Below are 16386 nucleotides of genomic sequence, written 5' to 3' on the forward strand. Positions count from 1 at the left end.
ATGTCACACCTCTTGGAAGTCGCAGGCCTCAGGATTGACTTTACAACCCGACGTGGATCGCTCGGCGCGGTCAACGACATATCGTTCACGCTCCGTGCTGGCGAGAGCCTCGGCCTCGTTGGAGAGTCGGGCTGCGGCAAGAGCACGACCGCTTATGCCCTGATGCGCCTGTTGCCCGGCAATGGTCGGATCACGGCCGGAAAGGTGCTGATAGACGGCAAGGATATCGTCGCCGCGAGTGAGGACGAGGTGCGCCGCATCCGCTGGCAGGACATCGCCATCGTGTTTCAGAACGCCATGACGGCGCTCAATCCGGTCCGACGCATCGGTGACCAGATGGTCGCCGCGCTCACGGAGCACCAACCCGTCAGCCGGGCCGAGGCGCTCGACCGGGCGCGAGCCATCTTTGAAAAGGTGGGCCTCTCTCCTTCACGGCTCATGAATTATCCGCACGAGTTCTCCGGCGGCATGAAGCAGCGCGCGGTCATCGCGCTGGCCCTCATGTGCCAGCCGCGGATCCTTCTGGCGGATGAGCCAACGACCGCCCTCGACGTCGTCGCGCAACGCCAGGTGCTTGAGCTCCTTGCCGGCCTCAAAGCAGAGTTCGGGTTGAGCCTGATCCTGATCTCGCACGACATATCGGCGGTGGCCGAGCTCTGCGACCGGGTCGCCGTCATGTATGCCGGGCAGATCGCTGAGGAAGGTCCGACGCGCGAGACCCTTCTCAACCCACGCCATCCCTATACGCGCGGGCTCGTCGCCTCCATCCCATCGATCTATGACGAGATCACCACGCTCAGTTCCATCGAAGGGGTGCCGCCCGACCTCGTGAACCCGCCATTGGCGTGCCGCTTCGCCCCACGCTGCCCTCACGCCCAGCCCATCTGCGCGCAGGTGCCGCCACCGATGGTCGAGGTTGCGCCGGGCCGCCGGTCGCGTTGCCACTTCGCTACACAATTCGACGTGTTGATTGCCGGGAAGGAGATCGCCAATGTCCCGACTTGAGGTGACACGGCTCGTCAAGACCTATCCGGTCAAGGTCGGCCTCTGGCGTCAAATCCGCAGCCGTCAGCCCAGCGTCCAGGCCGTCAGCAATGTCAATCTGACGATCGAACCGGGAGAGGTCGTAGGACTGGTGGGCGAGTCCGGATGTGGCAAGACCACTACCGGCAAGATGCTCGTGCGCCTGGAAAAGCCGACCGCCGGTTCTGTGCGCTTAGACGGCACCGACATCTTTCAACTCAAAGGCCGTGAGCTGCGTTCGTTTCGTCGCCGCATGCAAATGGTTTTTCAGGATCCCTACGACACTCTTAACCCTCGTCGGTCGATCCTGGAGACCTTGATGCAGCCACTGCGCTATCTTGGCCTCGAAGCGTCGGCGGCCGCGCAGCGCGAGCGAGCTCTCGAGGCGCTCGACCACGTAGAGCTCGGCGCACTCGGCGATTTCAGCAATCGATATCCGCATCAATTGTCCGGCGGGCAGCGCCAGCGCGTTGCCATCGGCCGCGCGCTTGTAGTCGAGCCTGACATCATTGTCGCGGACGAACCGGTCTCGATGCTCGATGTGTCGGTCCGCGCCAGTGTTCTAAAACTCCTGCAACGCCTCAACCGCGAACGTGGAATCGGCATCCTTCTGATCACGCACGACCTGGCAACCGCCAAGTTTCTATGCGACCGGGTCATCGTCATGTATCTCGGCAAGGTCGTTGAAGAGATGCCGTCCTCCGCGATGCCACGCGCGGTCCGACACCCCTATTCGAAGCTTCTGCTGGCCTCCGTGCCCGATCTCCGGTCAGAGCCGTCCGGCCCACGCGAGCATTTGGACGGGGCAGCACCAAGCGCCATCGACCCGCCGTCCGGCTGCCGCTTTCACCCACGCTGTCCGTTGGCCGTACCCCGATGCTCTACCGAGGAACCATCGCTTCGTCCGATGGGCGAGGGCTCTCACATGGCCGCATGCCATGTCCTGTAATGCAATGTCATGGAGTAAATGCAGATGAAAAGAAGGACTTTTCTCTCCGGGATGGCGCTGCTGCCCGGCACTCTGATGTCGGCCCCTGTCCCGGCTTGGGCGCAATCAGGCAAAAAGACGTTCAAGGGAACTCTCGTCGTCGCGGCCTCACTCGATCCGAAGAACTTCAACACCAACTACGACACCTTCGGCGGCGCCAATTACATCAACTTCAACATTATGTCGAAGCTGGTGAAATATGACCACGTGAAGAATGAGATTTTCCCGGACCTGGCCACATCCTGGGAGATCGCCCCGGATCTGAAGACATATACCTTCAAGCTTCGGCCCGGTGTGAAGTGGCATGACGGCAAGCCGTTCACCTCCGCCGACGTGAAATGGACCATCGAGGATATCGTCCGAGAGGGCGACAGGGCGGCGACCTACAAGTTCGTCTCCGATATCGAGAGGGTGGAGACGCCCGACGATCTCACTGCCGTTCTTCGCCTAGCCCGCCCGAACGGGATCATCATACAGAATTTCGCAAGCTATAACGGCTTCAATATTCTGCCGAAGCATCTCTACGAAGGATCGAGCGTCCGAGACAATCCGGCCAATCTGAAACCGGTCGGCACGGGACCGTTCAGGTTCGTCGAATATGTGGTGGGTAGCCACGTGCTGCTGGAACCCAACCCCAACTATTACGGCGAAGGCCCCTATCTGGAGCGCCTCGCTTTCCAGATCCTGCCAAATCTCTCGACCGCGCTTATGGCATTGGAGGCCGGCCAGGTCGGCTACGTCACCGCGTCACCTCCGTTCGCTGATGCCGCACGGCTGAAATCCGTGAAAGGGATCGCCATCGACTCGACCCCATCCACGATCGTGATGTGGTTCGGGTTCAATTTCGACAAGCCGATGTGGCGGGACATCAGATTGCGTCGAGCCGTCTCGATGGCCATCAATCGTGACGAGCTCGTCGGAAAACTTTATCTGAACCTCGTGAAGCCAGCCTGGGGTCATTTCACCTCCGCCGTGCCATGGGCCAACGATGCCACCGCACGCCAGCCGGAGTTCAATCTGGCGGAAGCCGAGAGACTGCTGGACGAGGCCGGTTACAAGAAGGGTGCCGACGGCATTCGCATGACCGTGCAAATGATCGTCTTCCCCACCAATATTTGGGGCAGCGTCGAGCAGGCGCAGATGGTCAAGCAGCAATTGAGCGCTGTCGGCATTCGCGTCGACGTGAAGGTGGTCGAGTTCGCTCTGCGTGTTGAGGAGATCAACAAACGCGGATTCGATTTCGTGCATGGCGGCGGCACGCGCGGACCGGACCCCTCGGAGATGATCGACTACTATGAGTCGAAGAGTTCACGGAACAACATGAAATACAGCAACCCCAAGGTTGATGAGTTGTTCATCGCCGGGCGAGCCAGCGTCGATCAAGGTGAACGCACGAAGATTTACTCCGAGATCCAAAAGATCCTTGCAGCCGATCAGCCGATGGTCCCGATGGTGGAATACAGCTATCTGCGGCCCTATCGGCAGGAATATCGCGGCTTCTCGTGGCATCCCGAAGCTGCGGGAAAAGCCAGTGAGCACATGTACAACCTCGTGCGCCTGGCCTGAGACCAGAGTGGCCGGCAGCCTCCGGCGCCGGCCTTTCAGGCGGCTTCCATCGTCATCAACACTCAGGAATTGAACCGGTGTCCGATCTTCACCTGACTCCTGCCGAGGCCGAACGCGCCGAGGAACTGCACGCCTCATCCTTCATTCTCGACGGTCTCGGCGGTGCGCTCGTCAATCCCGAGCCGCCCACCGACGGTGGCCGCTCCTATATGGAGCGGATCCGCGAGTCCAACATTCGCATCACCCACGTGACCCTTGTGGCGCATGCGAAGGAATTCGAAGATGCCCTCGAGCAGATGTTCCACTACTTCAACCTGTTTCAGGTCTTGCCTGATCAGGTGCTGCACGTGAAAAGCGTCGGCGACATCGAGCGGGCGATCGCCCAGAAGAAACTTGGAGTCATCTTCGGCTTTCAGACGCCGACGCCGATCGACAAGCATTTCTGGCGCTGGACCATCCTGCACCAGCTCGGCCTTCGTGTCTGCCAGCTCGCCTATATGGAACCGAACCTGATGGCCGACGGCTGTCTGGAACCCGCCAATCGCGGCCTGAGCTATTACGGCATCCAGGCGGTCAATGAGATGAACCGGCTAGGCATCGTCATCGACCTCTCTCATGTGGGAGAGCGCTCCTCGCTGGAGGCGATCGAGAAAAGCCGCAAGCCTTGCATCTTCAGCCACTCCAACGCAAAGGCCGTCACGCCTTCTGCACGCAACATCACTGACGAGATGATCAAGTCAGTGGCGGCCAAGGGCGGCGTCGTAGGGTTGAGCCCGCACGGGTTCATGTCCCACAAGACTGTCGGCGTCCAGCCAACGATCTCAGATTATCTCGATCATTTCGAGCATATCGCCAAGCTCGTTGGCACCGACCATATCGGCCTCGGGTCAGACGTGTTCGAGAAACCCAAGCTATCCTGGGAGACGACGACGAAGCTGTTCTACAACAGCCCGTGGGTACGCGAGACGGTGCTCAACCGCGACTACGCCAAGGTGCAGCATGTGCGGAATCTGACGCGCGGGCTGGTCAAACGCGGGTTCTCAGACAGCGACATCAAGAAGATCCTCGGCCAGAACTTCTTGCGCGTCTTCCAAGCTGTCTGGTGAGTTTCGAGATACTCGGAGGAATAAGAATGTCTACCTTCAATGTCGTCCTGTTCGATAGCGCTCAGGCGAAAGGTCAAAGAATCCTCAGGCTGGAAGGCGACAGCTTTGAGCAGGGCCGCCAACATGGTCGCGCGGTGCCTCATCTCTTCGCCAAAAATCTCGAATCGGTGCGCCGGGAGCTCGCCGGTCGAAAGGGGCAGGATATCGAACGCCTGTACCGTGAGGCAGCCGGGTTCGTTCGCGACCACCAGCCCGACACATGGCGGGAATACCAGGGCATGGCGGAGGGCAGCGGCCTGCCTTTCGAGGACATTCTCACGCTTAACATCAAGCTTGCACTGGTGCTCGGATTTCTGGATGTCGAATGCAGCCAATATGCGCGCGTGGTGACGCGAAAGGACGGCTCAAAGCGGACCCTGATCGCCAAGACACGGGATCTGAAGGGTGGCGCAACGGAGCATGTGGTTCTGCTCAGGCACTATCCGGACGGCTACGAGGCTCTTGAGATTCACAAGGCCGGCATGATCGGATATCCCGGCTCCATCATGACCAATCGCGGTTTTGCCCTCGGCACGAGCGGTATCTGGTCGAAGCGCACACCATTCGACGTCAACCGCCTCGGTGTCGCGGATACCGGAACAAACGGCCATTTTCTCTCGCGCGCAGTCCATACGCTCGATGACGTTGTCGAAGCGGCCCGCGCATATCCCCGCCTCACCGGCATCAACAATGTTGTTGCTACCTCAGGCGAGGTCGGCGCACTCGAGATTACAGCAAAGGACGCCAACCTGCTCGACCGCAACGACAGCATGGTGATCCGGACCAACCATTACTTCACGCCGGCTTTCAAGGATTTGTCGCCAACGCCCACTGAAAATACCTCCACCTATCACCGCCATCATCGCATTTCGGAATTGCTTCCAATGGCGGAAACGGCGGAGGATTTTTGGCGTATCGCCCAGGATCACGTCGGTTTTCCGCAAGACAGTGTCTGCCGGCACAATGATGGCGACCATAAGGGATCGTTCACGTCCTACGCCTCTGTTTTCGTACTGGAGGAGCGCAAGGCATATGTCGGATTCGGGCATCCCTGCGAAATAGCTTTCGCAGAAGCAGCTGACACTTGAGGCAATCACTAAGTGTATTGGAAGCAGCATTTAGGGTCGGAGAGAGTGCTGACCTTAATTCGCTCGGATACGAGGTGCGGCGGCTACGACGCGGTCCGGCGCTACAGGGCATACTGGAATCGTCACTGGCGTGCCAGCTCCTCAGGGTCAACACCTCCCCTTCATAGGTGTCGATGACATAGGCGAGCGGTATGCCCGGCTTCGATTTTCTGGCCCGCGGCGACTGCATAGCCGCAGCTTTTCAACGCGGCTTCGAGCGCTTGGCAGAAGGGCGAGACCGAACGCTGTCCTGAAGGTGCGTTTGATCGCTCTTGGCTCCTCCACCTAGAACCGTTTCACAAAACGAGCGACCACTCCTGCAAGCTTGGTGTTGAGCGCGTCTTCAGTTCGCCCGTGAACCACCGTCGGCAGCAGACGCTACCGGTACCGGTCACAGATTGGCTGCAACGTGTTCAGCGATCGAGAGCGATGCGGTCAGCCCGGGGCTCTCAATCCCGAAAAGATGAACGAGACCAGTCAGACCATGGTTGCTCGGACCATCGATCTGAAAATCGGCCACGGGTTCGCCAGGTCCCGTAAGTTTCGGGCGTATCCCCGCGTAATCAGGGATGAGCGCTTCGTCAGGCAGATCTGGCCAGTAGCGGCGAATGGAGACTTCGAAACTCTCGGCCCGCTTCGGATCGACGACATAATCCTCCTCATCGATCCACTCAACATCTGGTCCGAAACGCATGCGCCCGGCAAGATCAAGAGTCACGTGCGTCCCAAGTCCACCATCGACTGGGGCTGGATAGATCAAATGGGAAAAGGCTGGCTTATGTAAGCATCCGAAGTAGTTGCCCTTGACGAGAAATAGATTGGGAATCCGCTCCAAGGGATATCCCTCAGTTGCACGAGCAAGGGCGTTCGCACCCAAGCCCGCTGCGTTGACGACGGCATCAAACGGCAAGGTTGTTGGATCAGTGCCGCCAATAGTTACCTGCCACCCTGTACCGTCCGGTGCGATCCGCTCGACCGGCGCATAGAAGGCCACGACGCCCCCCTCCGCCTCCAGCTTGCCCTGCAGGGCAAGCATGAAAGCGTGGGAATCGATGATTCCGGTTTCCTCGGAGAGGATTGCTCCGGAGCACGCAAGGGCGGGTTCGAGCGCCTTCGCCTCCGGCGCGTCTAGAATGGACAGGCCTTCGACGTCGTTCGCCAAGCCCTGCTTATAGATGTTCTCGATCTTGCTCAGCTCAATATCATTCGTCGCAACGATCAGCTTTCCGCATTTGGCATACGGCACACCGTAGGCCTCGCAGAAAGCGTAAAGCATCCGCCGCCCGGCGGTGCAATGGATCGCGCGCAGCGATCCCGAGGGATAGTACATTCCGCCGTGAATCACCTCGCTATTGCGAGAGGAGATACCATTGCCGATACTACCTGTTGCTTCCGCCACGAAAACGGAGTGACCCCGCTGTGTCAGCGCCTGCGCGATAGCAAGGCCGACGACGCCGGCACCCACGACGAGCACATCCATGGATGAATTCTTTCACTTTATCGTAGTTACGCCGGGCTCAGCCGGCTGACCCCGCGAAATCGCAATCGTCGGTGAAAAGCGGCTGCGCTCCTGTGGTGGAGATACACCGAGAGCGCCCCCTCGAACGACAAAGCCCTCGTCCCTCAGCACCCCCGTTCGATCTCAACAATGAGTCTGACCTCAGATATCCACGGGCACGGCGCGATAACCCTCGGCGGTGCGGTCTATCAGCGCGACACCTGGAAACGGGAAATGGAAACCCTGAACAAGAATCCGTTCTGATGAGAGCATGTCGTAAACACGCCGCCGGGTCTCCACCGCCATCTCAGGATCGTAGTCGAACGCGGCCTGCCATTCCGGGTGACAAGCAAACAAGGCAGGAACGTTTGTTACGTCCGATTGAATGAAGACACTGTTCCCTTCCGATGTGATAAGATAGGAAGTATGCCCCGGCGAATGTCCAGGAGTCCCGACTGCGACGATGCCGGGCGCAATTTCATCATCCCAATCGTAGAGCGTAACCTGCCTCCGCAATCTATCGAAGATGCGTCGATTGTTGGCAAAAAGCCCCTTCATTCGATCCGTTGATGCGCGCCTCATCTCGTCATCGTTCATCCAGAACGACCATTCTCGGGAAGGCGCAAGGATTTCTGCGTTTGGAAATGCCCTTTCTCCGTCGGCCGTCAGCAATCCGTTCACGTGGTCGCCGTGAAAGTGCGATATGACAACCGTATCAATTGCATTCCGATCTATCCCCGCTGCAGCGAGATTCATCTGGAACTGCCCAGAAAGCCCCTTGCTTCTTTCCAGATTCGCTTCCCCGGTGCCTGTATCGATGACGACCAGTCTCGAGCCCAACTCGACCACAATTGGGGTGAATGTGATTGGCACAGTTTGAGAATCAAAACCGGCAACAGCTAATGCTTTGCTGACCTCCTCCTGCGTTGCATTCAGCACGAATGACGAGGTCAGCGGGACGTTGCTGCAGCCGTCAAAGATGGCTGTGATGTGATACGCGCCAAGACGATACCGATAGAATTTCGCCACGGGACTTTCGGTGCTCTCCTTGATCTGGGACACGGAGGACGCGGGTGCTGTGTCGGCCATAGGTCGCTCCTCTCACTCTACGAAACGGAATGTCTATTTGAATAGGGTTGCGTATAATTCCTGCCACTTTTTTTCGTTGGCCATAAACAGTTCCGGCGTGATGACGACCGCCTTGAAGCCCCCGGTCTCGGGCTTCAACCCGGGGATTTTAGCGGCCACTGATGGGCTCGCCGGAATGTAGCTCGCCTCGCTCAGTACTCCCTGTCCCTCGGACGAGAGCAGAAACTCGGTAAACAGACGCGCGGCCTTCGGGTGAGGCGCATTCTTAAGAATATAAGACGTGTCGAGAGTGCCCAGCGCTGGTGCGAACTTGAGCCATTTCACGGGAGCGCCTTGCGCCGCGCTTAGCTCGCTGTGGTGACTGAACGTGGCAAGAGCGATCGGATATTCCCCAGCTATCACCTGATCCAGAACGACGCGATTGTTGGCGGGCACGTTGACAATCGATTGCCCTGACAGCTTCTTCAGGAACTGCATTCCCGCATCCTCGCCCATTGCACTCAGAAGTGCGCCGATGAGGCCGACGGGACCACCTTGTCCTTGTACTCCCGGCCACGCAATCTTTCCGTTCCAGCGAGCGGCGAGAAGGTCCTGATACGAGGCGGGAATGTCCTTCTCCGCAACCACGCTTGTGTTAACAGCGGGAACAAGAAAACTCACCACTTGGGCGGTCCATAGACCCTGCGGATCTTTGTAGGCGTTAGGGTAGTCTCTGGCGGCATCGGCGACATAGCGATCAATGAGACCGGCGTTCAGCATCGCGCCGAGTCCGGATCCCCCATGAGACACGTCCGCCTTTGTCTGACCAGCTCTGCCCTCGTTGAGCATCTTGACGGTTAGATCTCCAACCGTACCCGCAACGATCTGCACCTTGATGCCGGGGAACCGCCGTTCGAATGCTGCTGCGACCGGGCGTGCGGCCTGATTCTGAATGAGCGAAGTGTACCAGACGACCTCGCCCTCCTTCGTCGCCTCATTCACGAGATTGGCATCAAAGGCATGCGCTGGCCCCGCAAGCGACGCTAGCGCCGTCGCGACGACCGCGAGCGATCGAAGATTTCCGACAAGGCTCATGATTGTCTCCCTTGCTATATCGACAACTGGCGAGTCTGAGTGCTCGCCCACTTCGAAAAAAGTGCCCCAGGATTTGACGAAAGCACCTTATTGCGGATCGTTTCGTCTTGTGTCCACGCGTCGAACAGATCGATGAGATGGCCAACGTTGCCATGCGACGGCCATAGACTGCCAAAAACAATGCGGTCAGGAATGGCTTCAGCCAGTGCGTCGTAGAAAGGCCTGACGTCTGCGTAATCACCCGGGCGTTTGCTGACCTGACTAGGAGAGAACTTCACCCAGAAGTCACCGTCCTTCAATAACCTCAGAAAGCTCTGAAAAGTCGCATGGCCGAGACCAAGCGCTACGTCAAACAACCCCATGTGGTCGAATACAATGGGAACGCCGTAGCTGAGAAAATCGCGGCTTGCCTCAACGATGTATTCGCACTTTGCAAAGACCTGAGCCTGAAGACCGGCCGCACGCATGCGCGGGGCAAAGACCTTAAAATCATTCAGATCCCGCATACCCACCGCTGGATGAGACGGGGGCCGACCATTGTTCATGAAGCGGAGGCCGACGATGCCGGCCTCCATCAGCGCCGACAGCTCGGAATCCGAAGTGGTGGTTGGAATGACCGCGATACCCTTGAGCCGTCCCTCGGCCCGCCTCAATCCGTCCAGCGTGACACTGTGATTGAGGCCGCTGCCGGAGCCGTGCACAATAAGCCCGTGTTCGAAACCTGCGGTGTCGAGCATGTCAATATATTGCTCGTAAGTTGCCAGAGGTGGGATGTGTCGACGCTCGGGGACCAATGAAAACTTGTTCCAGGGACCATACAGGTGGACATGATTATCCCAAGCGCCTGGGGGCAGCGGACGAAGTGGGGCAGATGTCGGAGGCGGCACTTCCTCACTTAAAGGATAATCGGTCAATTCCAAACTCCGAGAAAGAAACTATTGACCACCGGAAGGCCACTAAGCACACGGATATTCATCTATGCTGGGCTCCGCATGACACGCACGCAGCGAAGCAACCTAAGCGTCTCTAGATCGACCTATCAAACGACGAAAACAATCGGCTCGTTGATATTTCTGCAGTGTCGCAGCCAGCTATCGTCGCGCTATTGCTGTCGATCATTCATGCAGGATGGATGTCGTTCAGACTGCCTGGCCTTACGTCGCCACGCGAAGACTCACCATAGCCTCTGTCCAACGGTAAAGTTCATCCAACACCCTTTTGGCGGAGCCTGCATGGAGGTCTGTCGGCATGAACTTGCCCTCTTCATCGAGGTGCTGCTGGAACATGGGGATCGTGACGTTTTCGACGATCGGCACCATTTTGAGTGCGTTTAAGATTGGCTTGCACGACTGGACCGCGCGAAGTCCAGCCGATACACCGCCGTAACTTACAAAGCTCGCGGGCTTGTTTCCCCATTCATGATAAAGATAGTTTAGCGCATTGAGGAGGGATGGCGGCGGCCCGTGGTTGTATTCTGGCGTCACGAATACCAGTGCATCAGCCGCATCGACGCTTTCGCTCCAAGCGCGTGTATGGGTGTGGTGATAACTTCTTAGTCTCGGATGCTCTGGCTCGTCATAAACAGGCAACCCGAATTCGGCGAGGTCCACGAGCACGGACTGAAATTTGCCGTGCTTTGTTGAGACACCATGGAACCATTTGGCTATAGCCGGCCCCTTTCGGCCCGGACGGGTGCTGCAGACTAATACATGCAGACGGGGACGAGCCACAGGAGATCCTTTCGCTTGAACTGACGCCATAGAAGGCGAGACGCGTATAGAGCATGTGCTTTGCGCCGAGCTCGATCAAACGAGAAAATCGTGATCTCCGTTGAGAATCGGGGATTGGCAGAGGGCTTCGCCGGATTTGGCTTATCTGTTCCGCCGCAGACCCAATTCGTGAATCGCTCGGTTGATTGTTCGCACGTAACGGTCGGTCTGCGGGGGCACGCGCCCCGATCCCTCCCTGCTTCGCTCTGGAGGTCGATCGATTCTCACCGACCTCAAGCAACCATGAGGAATGCTCTTTTGACGATCGAGCAGGCCTGAACCACGGTATTGCTGCCGACAAGGTCCCCCGACCTGCGGCATCACGAATATCTCGAATAGGACTTTGATCGATGAATGGTGCAGAAGCGCTGGTAAGAACTCTCAGGAACGCCGATGTCGACGTTTGCTTCGCCAATCCCGGCACTTCCGAGATGCACTTCGTTGCGGCTCTCGACCGCGTGTCCGGAGTTCGGTGCGTCCTCTCCCTGTTCGAGGGCGGCGCAACGGGCGCGGCCGATGGTTACGCGCGGATGGCTGACAAACCGGCAGCGACGCTCACCCACCTGGGGACCGGCCTGACCAACAGCCTCGCCAACGTGCACAACGCCCGTAAAGCGCAGACTCCGATGATCAATATCGTCGGGGACCATGCAACCTATCATCTGCGACATGAGTCGCCATTGAAGTCGGATGTCGAAGGCCTGGCTCGCCCGATGTCCCATTGGCTGGGTCGGGCTGACACATCCGCCGAGGTCGGACCGAAGGCAGCAGAAGCGATCGCCGCAGCGAGCTTAAGCCCAGGGCAGATTGCGACGCTGATCCTGCCTGCGGATGCCTCTTGGAGTGAAGGCGGCGTGATCGGAACGATTGCACCCAAACAGGCACCAGCCAGTGTCTCGGGCGATACGGTTCGCGAAGTCGCGGCCTTGCTCCGGCAAGGCGGCGCCGTCATCCTTCTCGGCGGCAAGGCTCTGCGGGCGGATATGATTGAACTTGCGGCCGCTATCGGTAGCAAGACGCAAGCCAAGCTTCTGGCTCAGGGACGTGATCCCCGCATCGAGCGGGGGGCCGGCCGTGTACCGATCGCGCGTTTACCGACGCAAACCGATCAGGCTGTGGAGATGCTGAAGGGCGTGCGCACGATCGTGCTGGTTGGCTCCAAGCCGCCCGTGGCAAATTTTGCTCATCCGGGAAAGCCGAGCGCTTTCGCGCCCCAAACATGCCGGTTCATCGAGCTCGCCTCGGGCGCAAACGATATCGGAGGGGCACTCGCGGCACTTGCCGATGAGGTCGGCGCAAAGGCGAACAGCGATCTGCGGATTGCTCGCGTGAATATGGAGTTGCCGGACGGCGGTATCACACCGGAGAAAATCGCGCAGTCGCTCGCTGCATTGATGCCCGAAAATGCGATCTTGTGCGACGAAGCGGTGACAACAGGCCGCCCGATTTTCGGCACCACCCGCGCGGCCGCTCCGCATGACTATCTGTCGCTGACCGGGGGGGCGATCGGGATCGGATTTCCGATGGCCGCAGGTGCAGCGATCGCCTGCCCCGACCGCAAGGTCATCTTGCTTCAGGCGGACGGTAGTGGGCTCTACACAGTTCAGTCGCTCTGGACGCATGCGAGCGAGAACCTGGACATCCTCACAATCGTTTTCGCCAACAACTCTTATGCGATCCTCCGCAATGAACTGAAGAATGTGGGCATCGAGAATCCGGGTGAGAATGCAATCCGGATGCTGTCCTTCAACAACCCGCCGATCGGCTGGACTGCACTGAGCAAAAGCTTCGGCGTTCCCGCTGAACGAGTAACGACAATGGATGAATTCAACCGTGCCCTGCGAGCAGGGGTCGCGCAACGCGGCCCGTCGCTCATCGAGGTCGCACTCTCATAGGGAATGTAAGATGTATCCTAATGCAAATCTTTTCATCTCTGGCCGGTGGCGCCCCGCGCAAGGGGGCGAGGTGGGGCCGGTCTTCAATCCGGCCACGGAAGAGGAGATCGGGACCTTTGCCATCGCCAGCATCGGCGATCTCGAAGAAGCCGTGTCGGCCGCGTCGAGCTCTTTTGCCGGCTGGCGAGCGCTAGGGCCTCTTGAGCGCAGCGGAATTCTCCGCAAAGCATCCGCTCTCGTGCGCGAACGCGCCGGGGCAATCGCCACGATCATGACTGCTGAACAGGGGAAGCCGCTTGCGGAGGCGGAGCGCGAGGTTCTCAACAGCGCCGACATCGTCGAGTGGTTCGCCGAAGAGGGACGACGTACCTATGGTCGTGTCATACCGGCCCGCACGCCGAACGTCGTGCAGACAGTGTTCCGCGAACCGCTCGGTGTTGTGGCAGGCTTTTCGCCTTGGAACTTCCCCATAGCCCAGGCGGCCCGCAAGATCGGGGCCGCACTTTCCGCAGGATGTCCCATCATCTTGAAAGGACCGGAGGACACGCCTTCGTGCTGTGCCGAATTCGTGCGGGCATTTGCGGATGCGGGCGTCCCCGCGGGCGTCGTATCTTTGGTATTTGGCGTTCCGAATGACATCTCTGACTTTCTGATCGCTCATCCCGCCATCAGAAAGATATCGTTCACGGGTTCAACGGCGGTCGGAAAAATGCTCGCGGCCAAGGCCGGAGCCCAGATGAAGCGATGCACGATGGAACTCGGCGGACATGCGCCGGCTATCGTCTGCGACGACGCCGATTTCGATCGTGCGGTAAAAACCCTCGCCATGGCGAAGTTCCGCAATGCGGGACAGGTCTGCATCGCGCCGACGCGGTTTCTGGTGCAGAGGGGGGTCTACGATCGTTTCCTCGATGCTTTCATCGAAAGTGCGAAGTCAATTCGTGTCGGCGACGGCTCAAACGAGACGACAACGATGGGCCCGCTTGCTCATGGCCGGCGCATGGAGGCGATGGAGGAACTCGTTGCCGATGGGACCAGGACAGGCGGCGAGATCCACCTCGGCGGAAAACGGGTGGGCAACAAGGGGCATTTCTTCGCCCCGACGGTCATCAGCGGGCTCGGGAAGGAAGCACGGCTCATGAATGAGGAGCCCTTCGGACCGCTCGCCTTGTTCGCGCCCTTCACGGAAATCGAGGAGGTTATTGAAGAGGCTAATCGGTTGCCATATGGGCTGGCCACCTATGCTTTCACCGGCTCATCGAGCGCGGCACATAAGCTTTCGTCAGGGATAGAGACGGGAATGATGACCATCAACCACCACGGCATGTCGTTGCCGGAGTTGCCGCACGGTGGAGTCAAGGATTCAGGATACGGCTCCGAAGGAGGAGCCGAGGCGCTCGAGGGATACATGACATTCAAATTCGTCACACACGCAATGACCTGACCTTGGTCAGGAAATGCGGCGCCCGCAATGTCGCCGCATTTCTCTTTCAAGCCCCCGCGATGATCGGGTTCGATAATCTTCCGATTTCAGATATCTCCACCGAAATGCGGTCGCCTGGCTTCATCCAAAGCGGCGGCTGTCGCGCATGGCCGACGCCCGCGGGTGTGCCAGTCGCGATGACGTCTCCTGGCCGGAGCTGGATGATGGTTGAGAGATAGGCGATCGTTTTCGGGATCGAATGGATCAGCATGTCGAGCCCCGAATGCTGCACGCGTTCCCCATTAAGGAAAGTCGACAAACTGAGCGTGGACGGATCCGGAATCTCGTCCGCTGTCACCAGAAACGGACCGCTCGATCCGGATGCCTGAAAATTCTTGCCGGCCGAGATGCAGCGCTTTTGATAGTCGCGAACGCTACCATCCATAAAGCAGGTGTAGCCTGCAACATAAGACAGAGCTTCGCTCTCGAGGATGTGGCGGCCAGGCTTTCCGATCACCAGCGCCAACTCGCCCTCGAAATCGAACTGCTCTGACGCCTGTGGCGCTTCCAGCGGCATGTCGTGACCGACAATCGTGTCATCGACGCGAATGAAATATCCCGGCCAAGCCTTTTCAGTTTTCCCTGCCTCCGCAGCGTGGTCTCGATAGTTGGCGCCCACACAGAGCGTTTTTGAGGGCTCGGGAATAATGGGTAGGAACGTCACCTCGACAAGTGAAACGTCGGGTGTGGTCTCCCGCGCGATGGCGCCAAGCTCGGCGAGCCGATTGGCCTCGATGGCGCCACGGAGTGTCTCGATGCCGGGCAACCTGGCCGCCAACGTCACCAGCCCTTCACCGGAAAGTGCACCGAATGTCGCCGTGCCATTCTTGATGTAGCTTGCAAATTTCATGAGAGGGTCCGGTCTTTACTGGGTGCCGACAGATATTGCCGCCTGGCTTGCTCGTATTCGGCGGCGTTCGTGAGATGGCGCATGAGCTCGGAATGATTGGCAGCGAGGTACCCCCCACCCGGCCGCTGCGCCACCAATGCCTGATGCGCAGCGCCAATCGCGGCGGTCATGGGCTTGGTGCCGCTTGGAAAAGCGATGCGCACTCCCCGCGAGGCGAGATAGGTGTCATCATCAAAGTCGGGCCCTGGTTTGGGCATAACAAACGGAAGTGTAACAGCACCCGTGAGGTTCTCGAGTTCGGCCCGCGTTTTGACACCTTGGACGAAGATCGCATCAACGCCGGTCTCCTCGAAGGCGCGAACCCGCGCTATCGCTTCGTTGAGGCCTCCCTGGGCGAGCCCCAGATTGGTACGCCCGACGACGATGAAACTTGGATCATCCCGCCCCGAGAGCGCCGCACGCAGCTTGCCTTGTGCCTCGTCAATCGGGATAAGCCTGTTTTGCGTCGTGCCGAAAGCAGCCGGAAGCTCGGTATCCTCAATTGTAACCGCGCAGAGCCCGACAGTCTCCAATTCACGCACAAAGCGCCGCACATTGATGGCGTTGCCATAGCCGTGATCCCCATCCGCGATGAGGGGGAGGCTGCTCGCACGGGTCATACGGTGGACCTGATCGACGAACTCCGACATTGTCACGAGAGCGATGTCCGGGTCGCCGAGGACAGAGAGCGCCACATCTGAGCCAGGAATCATACCCGCTTCATAACCGAGGCTTTCGGCGATCCGCACCGACAGAGGGTCAAAGACGATGCCGGGGCGGATGCAGCCCTCGCCACCCAGAATACGCCTCATGGCATCGCGGCGTTTGCGAGTATCCATG

General features: G+C 58.9%; 14 protein-coding genes. 7 read left to right on the forward strand and 7 right to left on the reverse strand.

Annotated elements, in window-relative coordinates; all coding sequences use genetic code 11:
- The 5 genes from I2H38_RS10615 to I2H38_RS10635 all read left to right on the forward strand — a co-directional run bounded on the left by I2H38_RS10615 (position 1) and on the right by I2H38_RS10635 (position 5810).
- On the forward strand, positions 1–1005 hold the full coding sequence (locus I2H38_RS10615) for an ABC transporter ATP-binding protein (protein ID WP_196271819.1): 1005 nt from the start codon (positions 1–3) through the stop codon (positions 1003–1005).
- Positions 992–1972, forward strand: a complete 981-nt coding sequence (locus I2H38_RS10620) for an ABC transporter ATP-binding protein (protein ID WP_196271820.1) — start codon at positions 992–994, stop codon at positions 1970–1972. The genes I2H38_RS10615 and I2H38_RS10620 overlap by 14 nt, the downstream gene beginning before the upstream one ends.
- A 24-nt stretch (positions 1973–1996) precedes the next feature.
- On the forward strand, positions 1997–3577 hold the full coding sequence (locus I2H38_RS10625) for an ABC transporter substrate-binding protein (RefSeq protein ID WP_196271821.1): 1581 nt from the start codon (positions 1997–1999) through the stop codon (positions 3575–3577).
- 77 nt (positions 3578–3654) lie between these two features.
- Positions 3655–4683, forward strand: a complete 1029-nt coding sequence (locus tag I2H38_RS10630; RefSeq protein WP_196271822.1) for a dipeptidase — start codon at positions 3655–3657, stop codon at positions 4681–4683.
- Between the two features lie 26 nt (positions 4684–4709).
- Positions 4710–5810 (forward strand): C45 family autoproteolytic acyltransferase/hydolase, encoded by a 1101-nt coding sequence (locus I2H38_RS10635; RefSeq protein ID WP_196271823.1) that lies wholly within the window; start codon positions 4710–4712, stop codon positions 5808–5810.
- Between the two features lie 430 nt (positions 5811–6240).
- Here the strand turns inward: I2H38_RS10635 and I2H38_RS10640 are convergent, their stop codons facing one another.
- From I2H38_RS10640 to I2H38_RS10660, 5 genes are all read right to left on the reverse strand, one after another.
- The gene (locus I2H38_RS10640; protein ID WP_196271824.1) at positions 6241–7329 is read right to left on the reverse strand and encodes an NAD(P)/FAD-dependent oxidoreductase; all 1089 of its coding nucleotides are present in this window, start codon (positions 7327–7329) and stop codon (positions 6241–6243) included.
- A 180-nt stretch (positions 7330–7509) separates the two neighbouring features.
- Positions 7510–8436: an MBL fold metallo-hydrolase gene (locus I2H38_RS10645; RefSeq protein ID WP_196271825.1), complete on the reverse strand. Its 927-nt coding sequence runs from the start codon at positions 8434–8436 to the stop codon at positions 7510–7512.
- A gap of 33 nt (positions 8437–8469) precedes the next feature.
- On the reverse strand, positions 8470–9510 hold the full coding sequence (locus tag I2H38_RS10650) for an ABC transporter substrate-binding protein (protein WP_196271826.1): 1041 nt from the start codon (positions 9508–9510) through the stop codon (positions 8470–8472).
- 14 nt (positions 9511–9524) lie between these two features.
- Complete coding sequence (locus I2H38_RS10655) at positions 9525–10397, reverse strand: amidohydrolase family protein (RefSeq protein ID WP_324617382.1); 873 nt, start codon at positions 10395–10397, stop codon at positions 9525–9527.
- A gap of 267 nt (positions 10398–10664) precedes the next feature.
- Complete coding sequence (locus I2H38_RS10660; RefSeq protein WP_196271828.1) at positions 10665–11270, reverse strand: NADPH-dependent FMN reductase; 606 nt, start codon at positions 11268–11270, stop codon at positions 10665–10667.
- A gap of 359 nt (positions 11271–11629) precedes the next feature.
- Here I2H38_RS10660 and I2H38_RS10665 point away from each other — a divergent pair, with 359 nt between their 5' ends.
- Both I2H38_RS10665 and I2H38_RS10670 read left to right on the forward strand, forming a co-directional pair.
- Positions 11630–13174, forward strand: coding sequence for an acetolactate synthase large subunit (locus I2H38_RS10665; protein ID WP_196271829.1), 1545 nt, complete (start codon positions 11630–11632; stop codon positions 13172–13174).
- A 10-nt stretch (positions 13175–13184) separates the two neighbouring features.
- The gene (locus I2H38_RS10670; protein ID WP_196271830.1) at positions 13185–14618 is read left to right on the forward strand and encodes an NAD-dependent succinate-semialdehyde dehydrogenase; all 1434 of its coding nucleotides are present in this window, start codon (positions 13185–13187) and stop codon (positions 14616–14618) included.
- 46 nt (positions 14619–14664) lie between these two features.
- On the opposite strand, the gene I2H38_RS10675 is transcribed toward I2H38_RS10670, so the two are convergent.
- The gene (locus I2H38_RS10675) at positions 14665–15507 is read right to left on the reverse strand and encodes a fumarylacetoacetate hydrolase family protein (RefSeq protein WP_196271831.1); all 843 of its coding nucleotides are present in this window, start codon (positions 15505–15507) and stop codon (positions 14665–14667) included.
- Positions 15504–16385 carry an isocitrate lyase/PEP mutase family protein gene (locus tag I2H38_RS10680; RefSeq protein WP_196271832.1) on the reverse strand — a complete coding sequence of 294 codons (882 nt, stop codon included), beginning with the start codon at positions 16383–16385 and terminating at the stop codon, positions 15504–15506. The genes I2H38_RS10675 and I2H38_RS10680 overlap by 4 nt, the downstream gene beginning before the upstream one ends.
- Position 16386: the final 1 nt, after the last annotated feature.

The organism is Microvirga alba (assembly GCF_015694465.1).
GTDB lineage: Bacteria > Pseudomonadota > Alphaproteobacteria > Rhizobiales > Beijerinckiaceae > Microvirga > Microvirga alba.